Annotated in this window: 23 protein-coding genes; 10 read left to right on the top strand and 13 right to left on the bottom strand. The window is 72.2% G+C overall.

The window, feature by feature from the left end; all coding sequences use genetic code 11:
- Positions 1-7: 7 nt before the first annotated feature.
- Entirely contained in the window at positions 8-520 is a 513-nt protein-coding gene (locus IW249_RS20365; RefSeq protein WP_196924873.1) for an HIT family protein, read from the bottom strand.
- 177 nt (positions 521-697) lie between these two features.
- Here IW249_RS20365 and IW249_RS20360 point away from each other — a divergent pair, with 177 nt between their 5' ends.
- On the top strand, positions 698-1,426 hold the full coding sequence (locus tag IW249_RS20360; RefSeq protein ID WP_196922227.1) for a D-Ala-D-Ala carboxypeptidase family metallohydrolase: 729 nt from the start codon (positions 698-700) through the stop codon (positions 1,424-1,426).
- A 163-nt stretch (positions 1,427-1,589) separates the two neighbouring features.
- On the opposite strand, the gene thrS is transcribed toward IW249_RS20360, so the two are convergent.
- Positions 1,590-3,599, bottom strand: coding sequence for a threonine--tRNA ligase (gene thrS / locus IW249_RS20355; RefSeq protein ID WP_196922226.1), 2,010 nt, complete (start codon positions 3,597-3,599; stop codon positions 1,590-1,592).
- Between the two features lie 188 nt (positions 3,600-3,787).
- On the opposite strand from thrS, the gene IW249_RS20350 reads away from it, so the two are divergent.
- Entirely contained in the window at positions 3,788-4,687 is a 900-nt protein-coding gene (locus tag IW249_RS20350; RefSeq protein ID WP_196922225.1) for a DUF1775 domain-containing protein, read from the top strand.
- 301 nt (positions 4,688-4,988) lie between these two features.
- Here the strand turns inward: IW249_RS20350 and IW249_RS20345 are convergent, their stop codons facing one another.
- On the bottom strand, positions 4,989-5,909 hold the full coding sequence (locus IW249_RS20345; protein WP_196922224.1) for an ADP-ribosylglycohydrolase family protein: 921 nt from the start codon (positions 5,907-5,909) through the stop codon (positions 4,989-4,991).
- Positions 5,910-5,982: 73 nt separating this feature from the next.
- On the opposite strand from IW249_RS20345, the gene IW249_RS20340 reads away from it, so the two are divergent.
- Positions 5,983-6,672 carry a response regulator transcription factor gene (locus IW249_RS20340; RefSeq protein WP_091401712.1) on the top strand — a complete coding sequence of 230 codons (690 nt, stop codon included), beginning with the start codon at positions 5,983-5,985 and terminating at the stop codon, positions 6,670-6,672.
- Positions 6,673-6,701: 29 nt separating this feature from the next.
- Positions 6,702-8,105, top strand: a complete 1,404-nt coding sequence (locus IW249_RS20335; protein WP_196922223.1) for a HAMP domain-containing sensor histidine kinase — start codon at positions 6,702-6,704, stop codon at positions 8,103-8,105.
- Positions 8,106-8,333: 228 nt separating this feature from the next.
- On the opposite strand, the gene IW249_RS20330 is transcribed toward IW249_RS20335, so the two are convergent.
- Together IW249_RS20330 and IW249_RS20325 are read right to left on the bottom strand one after the other, a co-directional pair.
- Complete coding sequence (locus IW249_RS20330) at positions 8,334-9,356, bottom strand: adenosine deaminase (protein WP_196922222.1); 1,023 nt, start codon at positions 9,354-9,356, stop codon at positions 8,334-8,336.
- Positions 9,353-10,147, bottom strand: a complete 795-nt coding sequence (locus IW249_RS20325) for a trans-aconitate 2-methyltransferase (RefSeq protein WP_196922221.1) — start codon at positions 10,145-10,147, stop codon at positions 9,353-9,355. Before IW249_RS20325 ends, IW249_RS20330 begins: the two co-directional genes overlap by 4 nt.
- Before the next feature lie 83 nt (positions 10,148-10,230).
- Between IW249_RS20325 and IW249_RS20320 the strand changes: the two genes are divergently transcribed.
- Positions 10,231-11,214, top strand: a complete 984-nt coding sequence (locus IW249_RS20320) for an aldo/keto reductase (protein WP_196922220.1) — start codon at positions 10,231-10,233, stop codon at positions 11,212-11,214.
- Positions 11,215-11,302: 88 nt separating this feature from the next.
- The gene (locus IW249_RS20315; RefSeq protein ID WP_196922219.1) at positions 11,303-11,494 is read left to right on the top strand and encodes a hypothetical protein; all 192 of its coding nucleotides are present in this window, start codon (positions 11,303-11,305) and stop codon (positions 11,492-11,494) included.
- A gap of 121 nt (positions 11,495-11,615) precedes the next feature.
- Here IW249_RS20315 and IW249_RS20310 read toward each other — a convergent pair whose 3' ends face one another.
- The 7 genes from IW249_RS20310 to IW249_RS20280 all read right to left on the bottom strand — a co-directional run bounded on the left by IW249_RS20310 (position 11,616) and on the right by IW249_RS20280 (position 16,030).
- Positions 11,616-11,819, bottom strand: a complete 204-nt coding sequence (locus IW249_RS20310; protein ID WP_030338233.1) for a cold-shock protein — start codon at positions 11,817-11,819, stop codon at positions 11,616-11,618.
- A gap of 287 nt (positions 11,820-12,106) precedes the next feature.
- Positions 12,107-12,379, bottom strand: a complete 273-nt coding sequence (locus IW249_RS20305; RefSeq protein ID WP_130400249.1) for a DUF4235 domain-containing protein — start codon at positions 12,377-12,379, stop codon at positions 12,107-12,109.
- Positions 12,376-12,750, bottom strand: a complete 375-nt coding sequence (locus tag IW249_RS20300) for a DUF3618 domain-containing protein (RefSeq protein ID WP_196922218.1) — start codon at positions 12,748-12,750, stop codon at positions 12,376-12,378. Before IW249_RS20300 ends, IW249_RS20305 begins: the two co-directional genes overlap by 4 nt.
- Entirely contained in the window at positions 12,747-13,181 is a 435-nt protein-coding gene (locus IW249_RS20295) for a phage holin family protein (protein WP_196922217.1), read from the bottom strand. The genes IW249_RS20300 and IW249_RS20295 overlap by 4 nt, the downstream gene beginning before the upstream one ends.
- Before the next feature lie 334 nt (positions 13,182-13,515).
- Positions 13,516-14,700 (bottom strand): mechanosensitive ion channel family protein, encoded by a 1,185-nt coding sequence (locus IW249_RS20290; protein ID WP_196922216.1) that lies wholly within the window; start codon positions 14,698-14,700, stop codon positions 13,516-13,518.
- 83 nt (positions 14,701-14,783) lie between these two features.
- Complete coding sequence (locus IW249_RS20285) at positions 14,784-15,605, bottom strand: DUF1206 domain-containing protein (protein WP_196922215.1); 822 nt, start codon at positions 15,603-15,605, stop codon at positions 14,784-14,786.
- 59 nt (positions 15,606-15,664) lie between these two features.
- The gene (locus tag IW249_RS20280) at positions 15,665-16,030 is read right to left on the bottom strand and encodes a hypothetical protein (protein WP_372432984.1); all 366 of its coding nucleotides are present in this window, start codon (positions 16,028-16,030) and stop codon (positions 15,665-15,667) included.
- Positions 16,031-16,124: 94 nt separating this feature from the next.
- Between IW249_RS20280 and IW249_RS20275 the strand changes: the two genes are divergently transcribed.
- Positions 16,125-17,351, top strand: coding sequence for a cysteine desulfurase-like protein (locus IW249_RS20275; RefSeq protein ID WP_196922213.1), 1,227 nt, complete (start codon positions 16,125-16,127; stop codon positions 17,349-17,351).
- Positions 17,348-17,635, top strand: coding sequence for a GNAT family N-acetyltransferase (locus IW249_RS20270; RefSeq protein ID WP_196922212.1), 288 nt, complete (start codon positions 17,348-17,350; stop codon positions 17,633-17,635). Before IW249_RS20275 ends, IW249_RS20270 begins: the two co-directional genes overlap by 4 nt.
- A 9-nt stretch (positions 17,636-17,644) precedes the next feature.
- Here IW249_RS20270 and IW249_RS20265 read toward each other — a convergent pair whose 3' ends face one another.
- Entirely contained in the window at positions 17,645-19,132 is a 1,488-nt protein-coding gene (locus tag IW249_RS20265) for a glycoside hydrolase family 3 protein (RefSeq protein ID WP_196922210.1), read from the bottom strand.
- Between the two features lie 217 nt (positions 19,133-19,349).
- Here IW249_RS20265 and IW249_RS34785 point away from each other — a divergent pair, with 217 nt between their 5' ends.
- Both IW249_RS34785 and IW249_RS20260 read left to right on the top strand, forming a co-directional pair.
- A complete protein-coding gene (locus tag IW249_RS34785; RefSeq protein WP_255750123.1) occupies positions 19,350-19,475 on the top strand; it encodes a hypothetical protein in 126 nt (41 codons plus the stop codon).
- Between the two features lie 100 nt (positions 19,476-19,575).
- Complete coding sequence (locus tag IW249_RS20260; RefSeq protein ID WP_196922209.1) at positions 19,576-20,526, top strand: TIGR03557 family F420-dependent LLM class oxidoreductase; 951 nt, start codon at positions 19,576-19,578, stop codon at positions 20,524-20,526.
- The last annotated feature ends 43 nt before the right edge of the window (positions 20,527-20,569 follow it).

The following is a 20,569-nucleotide window of genomic DNA, read 5'->3' as shown; positions in this document are numbered from 1 at the left end:
GCGGCGGTCAGGACGGCCAGGCGCGGGCGAGCAGGTCGCGGGTGTCGCCGAGCAGTTGCGGCAGGACCTTGGTACGGCCGATCACCGGCATGAAGTTCGCGTCGCCGCCCCAGCGCGGCACCACGTGCTGGTGCAGGTGCGCGGCGATGCCGGCGCCGGCCACCCCGCCCTGGTTCATGCCCAGGTTGAAGCCGTGGGCGTTGCTGACCTTGCGGATCACCCGCATGGCGGTCTGGGTGTACGACGCCAGTTCGGTGGTCTCCGGCACGTCCAGGTCGGTGTAGTCGGCGACGTGCCGGTAGGGGCAGACCAGCAGGTGCCCCGGGTTGTACGGGTAGAGGTTGAGCACCACGAACACGTGCTCGCCCCGGGCCACCACCAGGCTCTCGTCCGGAGGCAGCTGAGGGCCCCGGCAGAAGGGGCAGCCGGTGGGTTTCTCGTAGCCCTCGGCGGGGCGGTCCTCGCCGGAGATGTAGGTCATCCGGTGCGGCGTCCAGAGCCGCTCCAGGCCGTCCGCCATGCCGTCGATGTCCGTGTGCCGTTCCGCCCCTGTCACGAGCCGATCCTACGGAGCCCCGCTGGCGCGCCGCGACACCCGCCGTCAGGAAACCCGGGCGATGCAAGTTCTTGACGGATCAATACTGAAGCCTGAAACTTCCATGCATCCACGTACTTCCATGCATTGATGGAGGGCTACATGTTCCGACGGCTCGGCAGGCTCCTCGCGGCACTGGCGTTGACCGCCGCCACCACAGTGGCCGGCGTCACCCTCACTGCCGGCGCGGCCCAGGCGGACGGCTGCTACACCTGGGGACGCACCCTGTCCCAGGGTGCTTCCGGCGAGGACGTCCGGCAACTCCAGATCCGGGTCGCCGGCTACCCCGGCTACGGCGCGGTGCTCACCCTCGACGGCGCGTACGGCCCGGCCACCCGATCGGCGGTGATCCGCTTCCAGCAGGCGTACGGGCTGCCCGCCGACGGCATCGCCGGCCCACAGACGTTCAACAGGCTCTACGCCCTCCAGGACGACGACTGCACCCCGGCCAACTTCAGCTACCCCGAGCTGAACAAGTGCAACAGCGACTGGTCCGGAGGCGCGGTCTCGGCGAGCACCGCCCGGTTCAACGCCCTCGTCTCGATGTGGAAACTCCAGGCCATGCGGCACGCCCTCGGGGACGTCTCCATCGCGATCAGCAGCAGCTTCCGCAGCTACGCCTGCAACAGCGCGGTCGGCGGGGCATCCAACAGCAGGCACCTGTACGGCGACGGGGTGGACCTGGTCGGGTCCCCGTCGTTCTGCCGGCTGGCGCAGCAGGCCCGCAACCACGGCTTCGGGCAGATTCTCGGCCCCGGCTACCCGGACCACAACGACCACACCCACGTGGCGGCCGTCGGAGGCTGGTCAGCCCCCAACTGCGGCATCTGACACCCGCGCCGCCTCGGGCGAAGATCGCGCTCGAACATGGAAGTAGTGGCCTCCCCGGTGGGGGAGGCCACTACTTCCTGGATCGAGCACGATCATGCGGCACGCGGGCCGCGAGCGAGCCGCGACGGACGGCACGCGCGCGCCGGGCCGTACGGCGGTTCCGCTACTCGGCGGCGGCGGAGGGGCCGATGTTGGTCCGCGAGCTGACCACGTCCAGCACGTGGGTCACCGCCTCGGCGACCGGCACCCCGTTGCGCTGGGAGCCGTCGCGGTAGCGGAACGAGACCGTGCCGGCGGCCACGTCGTCGTCGCCAGCGATCACCATGAACGGGACCTTCTGCTGCTGCGCCGTCCGGATCTTCTTCTGCATCCGGTCGTCACCCGCGTCCACCTGTGCCCGGATGCCCTCGGCGCGCAGCGCCGCGACGAAGCCGTGCAGGTAGTCGGTGTGGTCCTCGCGGATCGGGATGCCGACCACCTGCACCGGCGCCAGCCAGGCCGGGAAGGCACCCGCGTAGTGCTCGGTGAGCACCCCGAAGAACCGCTCGATCGACCCGAACAGCGCACGGTGGATCATGACCGGCCGTTGCCGGCTACCGTCGGCGGCCTGGTACTCCAACGCGAACCGCTCCGGCTGGTTGAAGTCGACCTGGATGGTGGACATCTGCCAGGTCCGGCCGATGGCGTCGCGGGCCTGCACGGAGATCTTCGGCCCGTAGAACGCCGCGCCGCCCGGGTCGGGCACCAGGTCCAGGCCAGAGGTGGCGGCGGCGGTCCGCAGCGCCTCGGTGGCCTCGGCCCAGTCCTCTTCGGCGCCGATGAACTTGGGCGAGTCGTCCCGGGTCGACAGCTCCAGGTAGAAGTCGTCCAGGCCGTAGTCGCGCAGCAGGTCGAGGACGAAGCTGAGCAGCGTGGACAGCTCGCCGGCCATCTGCTCGCGGGTGCAGTAGATGTGCGAGTCGTCCTGGGTCAGGCCACGGACCCGGGTGAGGCCGTGCACGACGCCGGACTTCTCGTACCGGTAGACAGTGCCGAACTCGAACATCCGCAGCGGCAGCTCCCGGTACGACCGCCCGCGCGACCTGAAGATCAGGTTGTGCATCGGGCAGTTCATCGCCTTGAGGTAGTAGTCCGCGCCCTCCAGCTGCATGGGCGGGAACATGGTGTCCGCGTAGTAGGGCAGGTGGCCGGACGTCTGGAACAGCTGCGCCTTGGTGATGTGCGGGGTGTTGACGAACTCGTACCCGGCGGCCTCGTGCCGCTGGCGGGAGTAGTGCTCCATCTCCCGGCGGATGATGCCGCCCTTGGGGTGGAAGACCGCCAGGCCGGAACCGATCTCGTCGGGGAAGCTGAACAGGTCGAGGTCCGCGCCGAGCTTGCGGTGGTCGCGCCGGGCGGCCTCCTCCAACAGCTTCAGGTACGCCTTGAGCTCGTCGCGGGTCGGCCACGCGGTGCCGTACACCCGCTGTAGTTGGGGGTTCTTCTCCGACCCCCGCCAGTAGGCGGCGGCGGAGCGCATCAGCTTGAACGCGCCGATCAGTCGGGTGGTCGGCAGGTGCGGGCCCCGGCACAGGTCCGACCAGCAGACCTTGTCCTCCTTGGCGTCGAGGTTGTCGTAGATGGTCAGCTCGCCGCCGCCCACCTCCATCACCTCGGCGGTGTCCAGGCCCTCGCCCTTGACCTCGATCAGCTCCAGCTTGAACGGCTCGTCGGCCAGCTCGGAGCGCGCCTCGTCCAGGCTGCCGAAGCGGCGGCGACGGAACCGCTGCCCGGACTTGATGATCTCCTGCATGCGCTTCTCGAGCTTGCTGAGGTCATCGGGCTGGAACGGCTTGTCGACGTCGAAGTCGTAGTAGAAGCCGTTCTCGATGGGCGGGCCGATGCCCAGCTTGGCCTCGGGGAAGATGTCCTGCACGGCCTGGGCGAGCACGTGCGCGGTGGAGTGGCGCAGCACGTTGAGCCCGTCGGGCGAGTCCAGGCTGACCGGCTCGACGACGGTCTCCTCGGCCGGCGTCCAGTCCAGGTCGCGCAGCTGGCCCTGCGGGTCGCGGACCACGACGATCGCCTTGGGGCCGTTCGCGGGCAGTCCGGCCGCGGCCACCGCGTCGGCCGCCGTGGTCCCGGCGGCGACGACGACGGGGTCGGCCACGGCGGGGGTACGGGGTGCGGACACGGTGACTCCTCCAAGTGGTACGAAACGGTGCCGATCCTCGGCTCCTGCCGATGCTATCGGTCGCCCCGCCCCCGGCCGGGAAGGGCACCTCCTTACCGCCGACGTTGAACCTTTCGCGCCTCGCAGCCGAACTAGAGGGTGTGGCCGGAAACCGGTGCCGGCCGCGTCGAGACGGATGGGGGCACGAGATGGCGAGCACGTACGGCGGTGGCCGTCGGCGGCGGATCGTGGCGGCGACCGCGGTGACCGCCGCTGGGCTGCTGCTCTGGCCCGGCGCGGCGTACGCGGCGGACGTGACGACCACCCCGACCGAGGCCCGGCAGGGCGACGCGGTGCGGCTGGAATTCAGCGTTCCGGAGGAGCGGGCCGGCACGAAGACCAAACAGATCGAGGTCCGGCTGCCGGCCGACGCGCCGATCGCCGAGGTCTACCCCATGTCGGTGAACGGTTGGGCGCCCCGGATCAGCTCCCGCACCCTGGACAAGCCGGTGGCCGGCATCCACTCCGCCGGGGTGAGCACTGTGACCACAGCGGTGACCTGGGTCCGGGTCGGCGCGAGTGACAGCGGACCGGCCCGGTTGGCGCTCTCCATGGGGCCGATGCCGCAGGCCGAGCGGCTCACCTTCGAGGTCGTCCAGACGTACGCCGACGGCACTGTGGTCCGGTGGGCGGACGCCGCCGGTCCGCACCGGGCCCCGACCCTCACCCTGCTGCCGGCGGCGCCCGGCGCGGCGGGTCCGGCCGCACACGGCGGGCACGGTGGCCCGGCGGCTGGCGCACCGACCGCCGCGGGCGACGGTGCGGACGCCGCGCCGCCGGCCCGATCGGGCGGTACCGACGAGGGCAGCGCCGACGGGATGCTGGCCGCCGGCCTGCTCGCCGGCCTGGGCGGCGGCGCGGCGATCGGCTGGCTGGTCAGCCGGTGGCGCCGACGCGACCCGGACGAGGCCACCGCGCTCGCCGAGGTGACCGGCGGCCCGGACGAGGCCGCGACGCTGGCCGAGATAACCGGCCGCGGAGACGACACCGCAACGCCAGACCCGACGCCAGCCAACCCGCAGCCCGCTGTTCCCGCTGCATCGCGCTGATCCACTCGGGTTCCCGGAAACCGTGGCATCCAAGCCGCACGGACAACCCGATCTAGCGGTGATCCACTCGGCTTTCCGGAAACCGCGGCATCCAAGCCGCGCGGACGGCCCGATTTTCAGGAAGCCGAGTTGATCGTGCGCAGCGCAGGCGCAGCGCAGGCGCAGCGCAGGCGCAGCGCAGGCGCAGCGCAGGCGCAGCGCAGGCGCAGCGCAGGCGCAGCGCAGGCGCAGCGCAGGCGCAGCGCAGGCGCAGCGCAGGCGCAGCGCAGGCGCAGCCCGGTTGGCCAGGGATCCCCGGGGATCAGGGGAGCCAGGTAGGTAGCGGTTCCCGGGCGGCCAGCCACTTCTCGGGCACCCCGCCCGGGGTGCCGACGCCGGTGTGCGCCGCCACCACCGCCCCTGCGATGGCCGACGTGGTGTCCACGTCCCCACCGGCCCGTACGCACGTCTCGATGGCCGCCGGATAGTCGTCGAGGTGGGTGGCGGCCACCCAGAGGGTGAACCCGACGGTGTCCTGGGCGGTCACCCGGGAGCCGTTGCCGAGCGCCGCCACCACCCGGGGCAGCGGCCGGCCGAGCAACCCGGCGGCCCGGAGTACGCCCCGGTGCACAGCGGTGCCCGGGTCGAGCACGGCGGCGATCCCGGCGAGCAGCCGCTCCGGCGGCGGCCGGTGCCCGTCGAGGCGGGCCCGGGCGGCCAGCGCGGCGGCGACGGCGACCGCGACCGCACCGGCGATCCCCTCCGGGTGGGCGTGCGTCACCTCCGCGGAGGCGCGGGCCTGCGCCGCGGCGCGCGCTGTCGAGTCGGCGAAGTACGCGCCCAGCGGGCCGACCCGCATCGCCGCGCCGTTGCCGCAGGAGCCCTGCCCGTCGAAGGCGGAGGCGGCGGCCAGCGGCCACGGGGTGCCGTCACGGATCAGCCCCAGGATCAGCATCGCGCCCGCGCCGTAGCCTCGGCGCTCAGTGCACCGCTGGGCGAAGGAGAGGGCCAGCCGGTCCCGGTCGATGCCGCCGGAGTCGGCCAACTGGGCGAGGACCGAGCAGGCCATCTCGGTGTCGTCGGTCCATTCCCAGGGCGCCGACGGTAGGGCGTCGGTGGCGAGGTCCACTGGCGCCGGCGTCGGCAGGAAGTACTGCGCGCCGAGCGCGTCGCCGGTGGAGAGACCGGCGAGGCTGTCCCGGGCGAGCGCCAGGCGGGCATCGGCGAACAGGGTGAACGACATCGTCGTACCAGCTTGCCCGGTCGCCAGGCACGCCGCAACGCGATCAACTTGCCAGGCCAAGTACGGTCTTGTCGTGGCCTCCGTGCTCCTGGTCGAAGACGATCACGTCGTACGCGGCGCGATGCTGCGGTCCCTCACCGACCGGGGGCATGCCGTGCACGCCGTGGGTACGGCGTTGGACGCCCTGCGTCGGGTCGCCGCGGAGACACCCGACCTGGTGGTGCTCGACCTCGGCCTGCCCGACCTGGACGGCTCGGACGCGCTGCGGATGCTGCGCGGCATCACCGACGTGCCGATCATCATCGCCACGGCCCGCGACGACGAGCAGTCGGTGGTCAAGCTCCTGCGCGCCGGCGCCGACGACTACATGGTCAAGCCGTTCACCGGGGCGCACCTGGACGCCCGGATCACCACGGTGCTGCGGCGGGCCGGTCGGGCCAGTCGGTCCGTGCAGCCCGCGGTGCACAGCGTCGGCGGGCTGCGGGTGGACGTGGGCGAGCGCAGCGCCCAGCTCGACGGGGAGCCGCTGGCGCTGACCCGCAAGGAATTCGACCTGCTGGCGTATCTCGCCGCACGACCTGGGCGGGTAGTGTCCCGCCGGGAACTCTTGGAGGAGGTATGGCGGCAGCCATCGGTCGGCGAGGATCAGACCATCGACGTTCACCTGTACTGGCTCCGCAGAAAGATGGGCGAGTCCGCGGCGAAGCCGCGCTACCTGCGCACCGTGCGGGGGGTCGGATTCCGGCTGGTGGCACCGGACTGAGGACGGCGCTGGCCCTGCTCACGGCCGGCATGTGCAGTCTCGTCGCGCTCGCGTTCCTGATCCCGCTCGGGCTCAGCCTGCGGGAGCAGAGCCGGGACGAGGCGATCGCCGACGCGGCGCGGCGCAGCGCGCTGGTGACCGGCGCGCTGGCGGTGAGTACCGACCCGGCGGTCGTCGAGCGTGCAGTGGTGGCCAGCGCCGAGGGCGCCCCCACCCGGCCCGTGGTGCACGGCTTGGGGTTGGACGAGTCCGCCGGTCGGGCCAGCGGCAGCGACCTGGACCGGGCCCGCTCGGAGCGCCAGTCGTTGGTCGTCGACGTCGACGGGGGTGTGGCCCGGCTCGACCCGGTCGTCCTCGGTGACCGGACTGCCGTGGTCGAGGTGTTCCTTCCGGAGTCGACGCTGGGCGAGGGCGCCGGCGGCACCTGGCTGCTGCTGTTCGCTGTCGGCGCGGCGCTGGCCGGCGCGGCGGTGCTGGTGGTCGACCGGGTCGCCGCCCGCGCTGTGGACTCGACCCGAGGGCTGGTCAAAGCCGCGCTCTCCGTCGGCGACGGCGACCTCGGCGTACGTGTCGAGCCGACCGGTCCGCGCGAGTTGGCCGAGGCCGGGTACGCCTTCAACCGGATGGCGGACCGGCTGGACGCCGCCCGCACCGACGAGCGGGAGCTGGTGGCCGACCTGTCGCATCGTCTGCGCACCCCGTTGACGGTGCTGCGGTTGGACGCGGAGGCGTTGGAGTCCGACGACACCAGCGTGGGTTCGTTCAGCCCGGCGGAGCTGGACCGGCTGCGCGGGATCCGGCGGATCCGGCAGGCGATCGTCACCCTGGAGGGTGAGATCGACGTGCTGATCAAGACCACCCGTAAGACGGTGGCGCTAGAGGCCGGGCCGGCGATGTGCGACGTCAGCGAGGTGGTCCGGGACCGGATGGTGTTCTGGGCGGCGCTGGCCGGCGACCAGAACCGGCCGCACCGGGTCAACGGCGCGCAGCTGCGCATTCCGGCACCGGTGCCGCGGGCCGAACTGGCCGCCGCGCTGGACGCAGTGATCGGCAACGTCTTCCGCTACACCCCGCAGGGCACCGCGTTCGAGGTGGCCGTGTCCCGGCGCGACGGTTACGTGGCGATCCGGATCGACGACGCCGGCCCCGGCATCGCCAACCCGGACCGGGCGCTGCGCCGGGGCGCCAGTGACCAGGGTTCGACCGGGCTCGGCCTGGACATCGCCAAGCGGGTGGCGTTGCAGGCAAATGGCTCGGTGAGCATCGACCGCGCCCGGCTGGGCGGTGCCAGCGTGGTGATGCTGCTCGCCGACCCGGAGGCGACTCCCCGGCAGGTCAGCCGCTTCGGTCTGGTCGGCCGGATGGCCCGCGACGCCCGGGACACCAAGGCCAGCGGACGTCGCTGGCCCCGCCAGCGTCCCACCGACGACTGACCCGGCCGAACCCCCGGGGCTGTGCGCCGGCGCAAGTCTTCCTTAGATCGCGGTTAACGACCGCGTCGGATCGGTCACGGGCTGACAGGATCAGAGCACGAACCCACCAGTTCCACCGGCCGAGCGAACCACGCACCCAGGGCCGGTGGAGTCGCGCGCGCGGCGGGAGTCACAGGTCCCCCCACACCCACGCTCCCGCCGCGCGCCCTGCTCGACCGACCGACCAGCTCAGCCAGCGGTGGCGAGGTACGCGTCGATCTCGTCGAGGATCCGCTGCTTGCCGGTGGGGTCGAGGAAGGACGCGGTCACCGCGTTGCGGGCCAGCCCGGCAAGGCCCTCGGTGCCCACCCCGAGCAGGCGGGCCGCCACCGCGTACTCGTCGTTGAGGGTGGTGCCGAACATCGGCGGGTCGTCGGAGTTGATGGTGACCAGCAGCCCGGCGGCGACCAGTTGGGGCAGCGGGTGCTCGTCGAGGGTGGCCACCGCCCGGGTGCGGACGTTGGACGTCGGGCAGATCTCCATCCCGATCTGCCGCTCGGCCAGGTACGCGAGCAGCTGCGGGTCCTGCGCGGCGGAGATGCCGTGCCCGATCCGCTCGGCGCCCAGCTCGTTCAGCGCGTCCCAGACGGTCTGCGGTCCGGTGGTCTCCCCGGCGTGCGGCACCGAGCGCAGGCCGGCGGCGCGGGCCTGGTCGAAGTACTGCCGGAACTGCGGTCGGGGTACGCCGATCTCCGGGCCGCCCAGACCGAAACTGACCAGCCCGTCCGGGCGCTCGTCCAGGGCGATGCGCAGCGTCTCCTCGGCCGCCGGCAGGCCGGCCTCGCCGGGGATGTCTAAGCACCAGCGCAGCTCGATGCCGAAGTCGGCCAGGGCGCGCTTGCGGGCGTCCTCGATGGCCTCGCAGAACGCCGGCGCGGGAATGCCCCGTCGGACGTGCGAGTACGGGGTGATGGTCAGCTCCGCGTACCGGACCTGTTGGCGGGCCAGCTCCCGGGCCACCTCGTGGGTGAGGATCCAGACGTCCTCCGGGTCACGGATGAGGTCCACGACGCTCAGGTAGACCTCGATGAAGTGCGCGAAGTCGCGGAACTCGAAGTAGCTGGCCAGCGCGTCCGGGTCGGCCGGCACGGGGGTGTGTCCCTCGTGGCGGGCGGCCAACTCGGCGACGATCCGGGGCGAGGCGGAGCCGACGTGGTGCACGTGCAGCTCCACCTTGGGCAGGCCGGCGATGAAGGTGGGCAGGTCGGTCACGGGTTCTCCTGGGCATGGTCGCCGGTGCGGGCGACGACGAAGACGCGGCGGAACGGGAAGTACACCTGGCCCTGCCGCACCGGGTACGCCGCGGTGAGCCGTACTCCCAGCTCGGCGCGGAAGGCGGACCAGCCGGCGGCGTCCAGTGCGGCCCGGACCGGGCGCAGCGCGGTGCCCTCCATCCAGGCCAGCACCGGGTGCTCGGCGGCGGGTCGAGCCGGCAGGAGGTGCACGTAGGTAGTCTCCCAGGCGTCCACCGCGCAGCCGGCGGCGGTCAGCAGCGCCGCGTAGTCGGCCGGGTCGTCGACTGGGTCCGCGCGCAGCAGCGGCGCGACGTCGGCCCGCCAGGTCGGCCGGTTGGCGACCTCCCGCAGGGCGCGGTGCGAGTCGGCGGCGAAGTTGCCGGGGACCTGCATGGCGAGCCAGGCCCCGGCGGGCAGCTCGGCGGCCCAGCGGCGCAGCAGGTCCTGGTGGCCGGGAACCCACTGCAACGCCGCGTTGCTGACCACCACGTCCTCGTCGCCGGTCGGACCCCAGTCGCGAAGGTCGGCGACGGCGAAGTCGACGGGCGCGCCGAGGGCCTCGGCCCGCTCGATCATGTCAGGTGAGGAGTCGAGGCCGAGCACCCGACTCGTCGGCCAGCGCTCGGCGAGGACGGCGGTGAGCTGACCGGGGCCGCAGCCGAGGTCGACGACGGTCCGGGGTCGGTCGGCCGGCACCCGGGCGAGGAGGTCGTGAAACGGCCGGGACCGCTCGTCGCCGAAGCGCAGGTAGGTCGTCGGGTCCCACATGGTCGCCTCCCTAACCGTACGTCCGTACTGCTGAAGGTACGGCTCGCGTGGCAGGGTGGCAACCCGATCACTAGGCTCGGGGCATGGAACAGCGCAGCTTCAACCGGCTCGGCCGGACCGTTGGCGCGGTCGGCCTGGGCGCGTGGCAACTCGGCGCCGACTGGGGCACCGTCAGCGAAGACGACGCCATGGCGGTGCTCGCCGCCGCCGTGGACGCCGGGGTCACCTTCCTCGACACCGCCGACGTGTACGGCGACGGCCGCAGCGAGCAGCTGATCGGCCGCTTCCTGCGCACCCGACCCGACGCCGGGCTGACCGTCGCCACCAAGATGGGCCGCCGCGTCGAGCAGCGGCCGGAGGCGTACACACTGGCCAACTTCCGGCAGTGGACCGACCGCTCCCGGGCCAACCTGGGCATGGACACGCTGGACCTGGTCCAGCTGCACTGCCCACCCACCGAGGTCTTCTCCTCCGACGAGGTCTTCGACGGCCTGGACACCCTCGTCGCCGAGAAGGCCATCGCCGGGTACGGGGTCAGCGTCGAGACCTGCGACCAGGCCCTCACCGCGATCGCCCGACCGGGGGTGGCCAGCGTCCAGATCATCCTCAACGCGGTTCGCCACAAGCCCCTGGAGCGTGTGCTGCCCGCCGCGGCGGCAGCCGGGGTCGGCATCATCGCCCGCGTGCCGCTCGCCAGCGGCCTGCTGTCCGGCCGTTACGACGAGCACACCGAGTTCCCCGCCGACGACCACCGCAACTACAACCGGAACGGCGCGGCCTTCGACGTCGGGGAGACGTTCTCCGGAGTCGACTTCGACAGAGGTCTGGCCGCCGTACGCCGGCTGGCCCCGCTTGTCGACGCGGACCGCACGATGGCGCAGTTCGCGCTGCGCTGGGTGTTGGACCAGGCGGGCGTCACAGTGGTCATCCCCGGTGCCCGCGACGCCGACCAGGCCCGACGCAACGCCGCCGCGGCGACCCTGTCCCCGCTCACCGACGAGCAGTTGGCAGCCGTACGCGAGACCTACGACGAGCTGATCCGCCCGCAGGTGCACGACCGGTGGTGACCCGCCTGCCCGGGGTGCTCGCGTCGCGCCGCCCGGCCCGTGATGCTGGACTGCGGCGCGCCGCCCCGGGCGGCGGAGAGGGGACGCGATGAGGGGCTGGCTTCCGCTCACCCTCGGCCTGCTGGCCGTGGTGATCGGTGCGGTGTGGACGGTCCAGGGCCTCGGCTACGTCAGCGGCAGCGTGATGACCGACGAGAAGATCTGGGCGGTGATCGGCCCGCTCGTGGCGGCGGCCGGGCTGGTGGTGATCTGGCTCGGCCTGCGCTCGCGTCGACGCTGACCGGTCGCCGCACCGGGGAGCCCGAGCAGGCGAAAGCCCCGCATCCCAACCGGGATGCGGGGCTTTACCGCGACCCGTGAGCCGGATCGTCCCACTGGCCGGCGGGGGCCGGCCGTCCTACTCAGATGGGACGGACCTGCTCAGCCTGCGGGCCCTTCTGACCCTGAGCGATCTCGAACTCCACCCGCTGGTTCTCCTCCAGCGAGCGGTAGCCGCTGGTCTGGATGGCCGAGAAGTGGACGAACACGTCAGCACCCCCACCATCGACGGTGATGAAGCCGAAGCCCTTGTCAGCGTTGAACCACTTCACGGTTCCCTGAGCCATGTGTATCTCCCTCTAAAAACTGGCGGCCGTGCACGCCGTCCGGCCGATTGGCCGTTTTTGAGCAGCGGCGCCTGAGGCAGCCCCACGAAGGAGACTTCTCTCAACCCACGCCATCTCGCAACAGCGGGGACCAGCAAATCACGGAGGTAAAAAGTCTGTCACGACCTCTCCGACGAATTTCTCCGACATGTGACCTGACGGATGCCTCAGGTGTGCCGGGCGGCGTGCGATGCCATGCGAAAGCCCCCTTCCCATCGATGCGGGAAGGGGGCTGAAGTCGCTGCTGATCAGTCCGGCCAGCTGCCGGTCATCCGGCGTACGCCGACCGCGCCGCCCCGGTCCACTGCGGCCCGGACGACAGCGAAGATGGCGCCCTGCAACGCTGCGGCGGCCAGGATCTCGCCCCAGCCGCGATCCTCGTCGGTCGCGTTGGGGGCCTCACCATCGCCCGCGGTGACCTTCCAGACCTGCCGGAAGATCGCCCCGGCCACCGTGCCCGCGGCGATACCCAACAACACGCCGACCGGCCGGTACGCGACCCTGCCGATGCTCTTACTCACCTACGCCTCCCCCGCACGATCATCAGCACCACCACGGTGGCCACCGCACCGGCCGCGATGGCCGCCCACGGCACCGGGTTGCGGCGCACCAACTCGCCCTTGTCGTACGCCTGTGCGCGTACCAACTCGCCCTTCTCGTACGCCTGCGCCCGCGCCATCCCGGCGCCACGCGCGGCCTGTCCGCGGACCCGAGCGATGGTCTGCGCCGCCTGCTCCCGCATCCGCTCCTTGGCCTGCTCGGCGGACTCCTTGAGACGCGCCTTGACGTCGGCCTTGGCGGCCAACGCCTCCATCGTCTCGCCCAACTCGACCCGGGTGCGACGGATCTCCTCGCGGAGGGCCTCCGTGTCGCCGGTCCCGTTGCCGGTCATTGCCGCCCCCTGTCCTTCACCGCGGCGGTGACAGTGTCCATGTCTGCCCGGAGGCTGCGGACCGTGGCCGCAGGCATCGGCGGGACGGCACGACTGACCTGCTTCTTGCCCACCAGGGCGAGGATGCCGGCCACCAGGAAGCAGGCCACCGCCACGATCAGCGCCGCGGCCCAGGCGGGCAACACCAGGTCGAGCAGCAGGATCGCCGTGGCGACCAGCGCGCCCAGACCGAAGAACGCGAGCGCGCCACCGCCGCCGAACAGGCCGAGCCCGATGCCCGCGTGCTTACCCTTCTGGGTCAACTCCGCTCGGGCCAGCGTCAGTTCGTCCCGCACGAGGCGGGAGATCTGCTCGGTGGCCCGCTGCACCAACTCGGCGGTGGAGGGCTCGCTCCCGTTCTGGGATGTGCGGGCTTTCGCCACGTCAGCCATGCTGTCCTCCTTTCCTCATCACCGCGCTGTATGCCCGAAGTCGCCGCTCGTCAATCCTAAAGCGCGCCAAGCAGCTCACCGTCCCCGTTGTCCGGACGCCGCGCCGCCGATACGCGGCCAGCCGCCGCGATCACGCCAGAGACGTCCGGCAGCACATCCCCCACCCAAGCCCGACCAAACCTCCCGCAACGGACCCCGCTCCCCCGGACCCGGCCCCCGGCTCCCCGCCCCCGCAGCGGTGATCATGAGGTTGGCGGGGACAAACCAGACGCACCCACCCGTCAAGCCCATGATCACCGCGCCCCGACCGACCCCCGGAGCGGCGCGCGGGATGTCAGGGGCGGGTTTCTTCGGGGCCTACGAAGGCTTCGCTGCGGGCGTCGCCGTCGTCGCTACCGCCGAAGACCCGGGCGTCGTCGGGCGCCTCGGTGTCGGACGGGCGGGCCGGCCGCCGCGGTTGCACCCACTGCCAGGACAGGTTGCTGGTGGCGTCGCCCAGCTCGGTGCGCAGCCGGGGCATCGCGGTCGGGCGGTTGTCCCGGATCCAGGCGACCAGGTGCTCCCGGACGAGGCAGCGCAGGTCCCACAGGCTGCCCGCGTCGGCGGCGCTGACCAGCGCCCGCAACCGGACCGTCCCGCCGGTGGCGTCGGTGACCTGGAGGACGCAGACCCGCCCGTCCCACAGCTCGGTGCCCTCGACGAGGCGGCGCAGCTCCTCACGCATCGTCTGCACCGGCACCGCCCAGTCGACGTCGAACTCGGCGGTGCCGAGCACCGCCGCTTCGGTCCGGGTCCAGTTCTGGAAGGGCTTGCTGGTGAAGTACGAGGTGGGCAGGATCAACCGGCGGTCGTCCCAGATCTGCACCACGACGTAGCTGAGGGTCAGCTCCTCGATGCGACCCCACTCCCCCTCGACGACGACCACGTCATCGAGCCGGACGGCGTCGCTGAAGGCGAGCTGGAGGCCGGCGAAGACGTTGCCGAGCAGGCTCTGCGCGGCGAGCGCGGCCACCACACCGACCACACCGGCCGAAGTGAGCACACCGGCGCCGATGCCCCGCACGCTGGGGAACGTCATCAGCATCACGCCGACGGCCAGGATGACGATCACCGCGATGGTCAGTCGGCGCAGCATCACCACCTGGGTCCGGACCCGCCGGGCGTGCCGGTTGTCCGGTACGTCGACCCGGAACCGGGCCAGCGCGGTGTCCTCCACGACGACAAGCAGACCGGCGACCAGCCAGGCCACTGTGGCGATGACGCCGAGGATGAGCAGGTGCAGCAGCAGCCGCCGCCAGCTCTCCCCGACCGCGTACCCGGTGCTGAAGCGGACGGCGAACTGCACGGCCAGGACCGTTCCGGCGACCTGGAACGGGCGGTGCGCGTGGTCGGTCAGCTCGGTCAGCAGCAGTGATCGGCGGCCGAACCGCCGGGTCAACCGGTGGACGACCTCGACCAGGAACAGGGCGACCGCCGCCGCGACGAGCGCGGCGACGGCCGTTTCGAGATAGTTCTGCACGGCTTCGATGCTCCCCTTCGACCAGGCGTCGGGCACTTCGGGCAAAAGCCCAAGAGTGCCCGACGGCCCGGGAATCGACCAGTTCAGACCTTGCGGTACCGGGACTGGAGGAAGCAGTACACGCCGAAGGCGGCGATGCCGAGGGCGACAAGGGTCAGCAGGAACGTGCCGTACGACTGCTCACGCAGGGCGTGCAGCGCGGCGTCCAGACCACGTGCCTTCTCCGGGTCGTACTTGACCGCGGCCACGATGATCAGCAGACCGGCGATGCCGTACGCGACGCCCTTGGCGATGTATCCGGCCATGCCCAGCCGGCGGGCGAGCTGGCGGGTCTTCGGGCTCATCTCGCCGGTCTTCAGGTGCTTCTCGAACCGCTTGACGGCCCCGTAGATGACCAGGCCGACACCGATCGCGGCGAGCACCAGCCCGGCCAGGCCGACGAGCCAACGGCCACCGCTGGAGGTCATCAGCTTGCCGGTCAACGCCTCCTGCTGGTCGGCGCTGTTCGACCCGGCGTCCTTGAAGACCTTGAAGGCGGTCCAGGCGAAGTAGAGGTAGACGATGGTCCGGCCGGCCGAGGCGAGCCGTTCCGTGACCCGCTCCTTGCCGCGCTCGGCGCGGTGCCCGACCGCCGCCTCCAGCGCCTGCCAGATCGCCATCGCGAGCAGGCCGACCGCGACGGCGATGACCAGGAACTTGCCGAGCGGCTGTGCGGAGAGGGTACGCAGCGCGCCGGACTGGTCGCCGTCGTCGGACGACGTACCGAACGCGATCTGCAACGCCAACCAGGCGAAGAGGAGGTGGACGATGCCGTAGCCGATGAAGCCGGCCCGGGCGAGGAGTTCCAGCCACCGGCTGTCCGCCGTACGGGAGGCGGTGGCTTCGGCGCTACGGGTGAGTGACATGGCGTCACAATCTCCGATTCTGAAGATTCCCAAACGTCGGCCACCGCCGCCCGCCCAGGTCAGCTGCCCGGGTTGCGCGATACGCGAATCTTGACCTGCTGGTCGGTCACGCTGTCCAGGGTGACCGCGAAGCCCCCGGCCTCGGCGGCCTGCTGGCCGGTGGTCAGGGTGAGCTGCTCACCGGCGACCTCGACGGTCACCTGGTCACCCTCGGCGCCGACCAGCTTGGCCTCGACGCCCAGGATGGTGGCGCTCGCGTCGACACCCCGCTCGAAGGTGACAGTGCAGGCGTCCAGCCCGCAGTCGGTGGAAGCTCCCTGGGAGCTGCACCCGGCGAGCACGGCGAGGCCGAGCGCCAGACCGGCGAAGAGACCGGCGGCGCGGCGGACGGGGGGAATGGGCATGGTGGCGGGTCGGTTCGTCACCCCGCCAAGAGTACGAGACATCCGCGACGCCACCGCCGAACGGTGCACCTGGCGGCCGACCAGGGCACGGGGAGCACCGGCTAGGGTCCCGGACATGCCGTTCGACATCGCCCGTACCCGGGCCGCCTACCCCGCCCTGACCGAGGGTTTCGTCCACTTCGACGGTGCCGGGGGCACCCAGACCGCGGCCGGTGTGATCGACGCGGTCACCGACGCCATGCGGTCGGCGGTCGGTAATCGCAGCGCCGCCAACGTTGCGGGTCGCCGGTCGTTGGAGTTGGTGGCCGGGGCCCGTTCGGCGGTGGCCGACCTGCTCGGCGCCGACCCGGCCGGGGTCGTGCTCGGCCCGAGCGCTACCGCCCTGACGTACACCCTGGCCCGCACGCTCGGCGCGACCTGGCGCCCGGGTGACGAGGTGGTGGTCTCCCGGCTCGACCACGACGCGAACGTACGACCGTGGGTGCAGGCCGCCGAGGCGGCCGGCGCGACGGTGCGCTGGGCCGAGGTCGACCGGCACACCGGTGAGCTGCCCGCGGCCCAGTACGCGGACCTGGTGAGTGAGCGGACCCGGTTGGTCGCGGTGACCGCCGGCAGCAACGCCATCGGCACCATGCCGGACGTGTCGGCGATCGCCAAGACCGCGCACGCGGTCGGCGCGTTGGTCCACGTCGACGGGGTGCACTCGGTTCCGCACGGGCCGACCGACCTGGCCTCACTCGGCGCCGACGTGCTGGTCACCAGCGCGTACAAGTGGTCCGGTCCGCACCTGGCGGCGATGGTGGCGGACCCGGCCCGGTGGGCGGCGCTGCGCCCGGCGAAGCTGGTGCCGTCCTCCGACGCGGTGCCGGACCGGTTCGAGTACGGCACGCCGAGCTTCCCGCTGCTGGCCGGTGTGGCCGCCGCTGTGGATCACCTGGCCGGGTTGGACCCGGACGCGGTCGGGGACCGGCGGGCGCGGCTGCGGGCCGGCCTGGCCGCCGCCCAGGCGCACGAGGAGGCCCTGCTGGACCGCCTGCTCGCCGGGCTGGCGCAGCGGCCGGCGATCACCGTCTACGGCTCGCCGGCGCGGCGCTGCCCGACGGTGTCGTTCCGGGTCGCCGGGATGTCGCCGGGAGCCACCCAGGAGGCGTTGGGCTCCGCCGGGTTCTGCCTCTCCGTCGGCGACTACTACGCGTACGAGTACTTCCAGCTGATGGGTCTGCGCGACAGCGGCGGCGCGGTGCGGGCCAGCATCTACCACTACAACACTGCCGACGAGGTGGACCGGCTGCTCGGCGAACTCGACGCGCTGGCCGACCGGGCGGGGAGAATGGCCGGATGAGCACCCTGGTCGAGGACAACCCGGCGAAGCACCGCTTCGAGATCCTGGTCGACGACGCGCTGGCCGGCTTCACCGCGTACCTGCCGCGTGGGGAGGTCCTGGTCTTCACCCACACCGAGGTGGATCGGGGCTTTCAGGGCAAGGGGGTGGGCGGCACGCTGATCCGCGGCACCCTGGACCAGCTCCGGGCACGCGGCACGAAGCTGGTGCCGCAGTGCCCCTTCATGGCCGCGTTCATCGACAAGCACCCCGAGTACGCCGACCTGGTCGCCGACCTTCCGTAGGGCGGCCGGTCAGCGGGCGCCGGTGAGCACCTCGGCGGCGGCCCGCCCGCTGGCCCGGGTGGCGCCGTGGGTTGCCAGGTGCACCGCCCCGGTGACCAGCTCGGGGACGCCCAACTCGACGACGACCGCGTCCGGCCGGGCGGCCAACGCACGCTGCACTGCGGCGCGCATCCAGTCGTGCCGGTGCAGGTCACGGACGACCAGGACCAGGGGGCGGTTGCCCGCCCCGGCGCCCGGGTCGGCCGGCACGTCGGGTTCGGCGTAGCGGACCGTGCTGGTGTCGGGCAGCAGTTCGGCCAGTGGCAGGCCGATGCCCCACGGGGTCTCGGCGCCGATGGCGATGTTGCGCAGCGGCTCGAACTCGACGACGTGCGCCGCGCGGGTCAGGGGCAGTGCCACCGTCGTGCCCGGGGCTGCGGTGACCCGGACGGCCCGGCGGGCGGCGACCAGCCCGACGTCTGCGGCGCCGCGCGCGCCGACAGTGCCGGCGCTGCGGGCGCCCACCGTCCAGGCGGCGAGTTGACCGACGCGCTTCGCGGCCTCGGCGAGGCGTTCCTCGGGCAGCTCACCGGAGACGACGGCGGCCACGATGGCGTCGCGCAGCTCGCTGGCGGCGTGCTCGTCGGCCCGTTCGCCACCGATGCAGATGGCGTCGGCCCCGGCGGCCAGGGCGCGGATCGTGGCACCGGCGAAGCCGTACCGGTCGGCTACCGCGCGCATCTCCACCGCGTCGGTGACCACCACGCCGGAGAAGCCCAGCTCGTCGCGGAGCAACCCGCCCAGGATGCGCTGACTCAGCGTCGCCGGCAGCTGCGGGTCGAGGGCGGGCACCAGCAGGTGGCCGGTCATCACCGCCTGCACCCCGGCGGCCACGGCGGCGCGGAACGGGGCCAGTTCGCAGGCGTCGAGCCGGTCGCGGTCGGCGGTGATCCGGGGCAGGTCGTGGTGTGAGTCGACCCGGGTGTCGCCGTGCCCGGGGAAGTGTTTGGCGCAGGCCGCGACGCCGCCGGCCTGAAGACCGCGGACCCAGGCGGCGGTGTGCCGCGCGACCAGCACCGGGTCGGCGCCGAAGGAACGGACACCGATCACCGGGTTCGCCGGGTTGGAGTTGACGTCGGCGTCCGGGGCGTAGTTGAGGGTGATCCCCGCGGCGGCCAGTTCGGCACCGAGGTCCCGGGCGACGGCCTCGGTCAGCTCCGGGTCGTCGACGGCGCCGAGGGCGAAGTTGCCGGGCCGGGAGCTGCCGTGTACCGACTCCAGCCGGGTGACGTCGCCGGCCTCCTCGTCGATCGCCACGATGACGTCCGGCCGTTCCGCGCGCAGCGTCGCGGTGAGCGCGGCCACCTGCTCGGTGTCGACGACGTTGCGGGCGAAGAGCACCACCGAGCCGAGACCCTCGCCAAGCCAGCGGCACACCCACGGTGGTGGGGTGGTGCCGACGAAGCCGGGTTGCAGGACTGCGGCGGCGAGCGCCGGGAGGTGCCCGGTGGTGGTCACGCCGCCCCCTGGCAGTGATCGATGTCGATCACCGGCGACGGTGCGCCCCCGTCGATCCGCTGGTTGCGCTCGCTCATGCGGCCCCCGTACCCCATCTCTCGCGCGCCCTCGGCGCACCGCCACCGGCAGGCGGTCCTGCCATGGTCACACTGAGCGATTCAATAGTCAATAAACCTTACAGTTGCCTGGCGGCCCGCTCCCCGGGGAGAGTGCGGGGATGGATCCCGTCCTGCTGGCCGACGCGACGAGCCCGGCCGACATCCCCGGCGTACGCCTGCTAGGCCTGGTGGTCGGCGCCCTGTTGCTCCTCGCCGCGATCCGGGCGATGTTCGGTCGACGCTGAGCAACCCGTACCGATCCGTGCCCGACGGTCCGGGTGTGGCCGACCACGACCGGGGTACGGCATTCCCCATCAGCAGGTCCGCGCGCCGAAGGGGTAAGCCATGAAGATCGGATACTTTCTGTCCAGTGAGGAGTTCACGCCAGCCGAGTTGCTGGAGCAGGCGCGCGGTGCCGAACGGGCCGGCTTCGAGGCGCTGTGGATCTCCGACCACTACCACCCCTGGGTGGACGCACAGGGCCAGAGCCCGTTCGTCTGGTCGATGATCGGCGCGCTCAGCCAGGTCTGTTCGCTGCCGGTGACCACGGCGGTGACCTGCCCCACCGTGCGGATCCACCCCGCCGTTATCGCACAGGCCGCGGCGACCAGCGCGGTGCTGCACGGCGGGCGGTTCGTGCTCGGCGTCGGCACCGGCGAGGCACTCAACGAGCACATCTTCGGCGACGCCTGGCCGCAGGCCGACGTCCGGCTGGAAATGCTGGAGGAAGCCGTCGAGGTGCTGCGAGCACTGTGGGGTGGCGGCTTCGTCAACCACCACGGCAAGCACTACACAGTGGAGCAGGCCCGGATCTACACCCTGCCCGACACTCCCCCGCCGATCTACGTCTCCGGCTTCGGGCCGAAGTCCATCGACCTGGCCGCCCGGATCGGTGACGGTTACGTGAGCACCATGCCCGACGGCGAGATGGTCCGGCGCTTCCGCGAGAACGGCGGCGGCGACAAGCCGTGCCAGGCCGGCTTCAAGGCGGCGTACGCGGACAGCGAAGACGAGGGCATGCGCATCGCGTACGAGCGCTGGCCCAACGCGGGGGTGCCGGGTGAGCTGTCCCAGGTGCTGCCCTCGCCGCGACACTTCGAGCAGGCCGCCGAGCTGGTCAAGCCGGAGATGCTGAAGGAGGCGTTCGTCTGCGGCAACAGCGCCGACGCGCACCTGGAGATGATCGACCAGTACGCCAAGGCCGGCTTCGACGAGGTCTACGTGGCCAACACCGGCCCGCACTACCAGGGTCTGTTCGACCTCTACCAGCGCGAGGTCCTGCCCCGGCTGAGCTGAGCCGCCGATCGGCGATCGGCCATCGAGGGCACGGCCGGTGCCC

Origin of the sequence: Micromonospora vinacea (genome assembly GCF_015751785.1) — a bacterium.
Classification (GTDB): Bacteria; Actinomycetota; Actinomycetes; order Mycobacteriales; family Micromonosporaceae; genus Micromonospora; species Micromonospora vinacea.
Note: the sequence above shows the minus strand (reverse complement) of the source record. Positions and strands in the feature narration are given on the sequence as shown.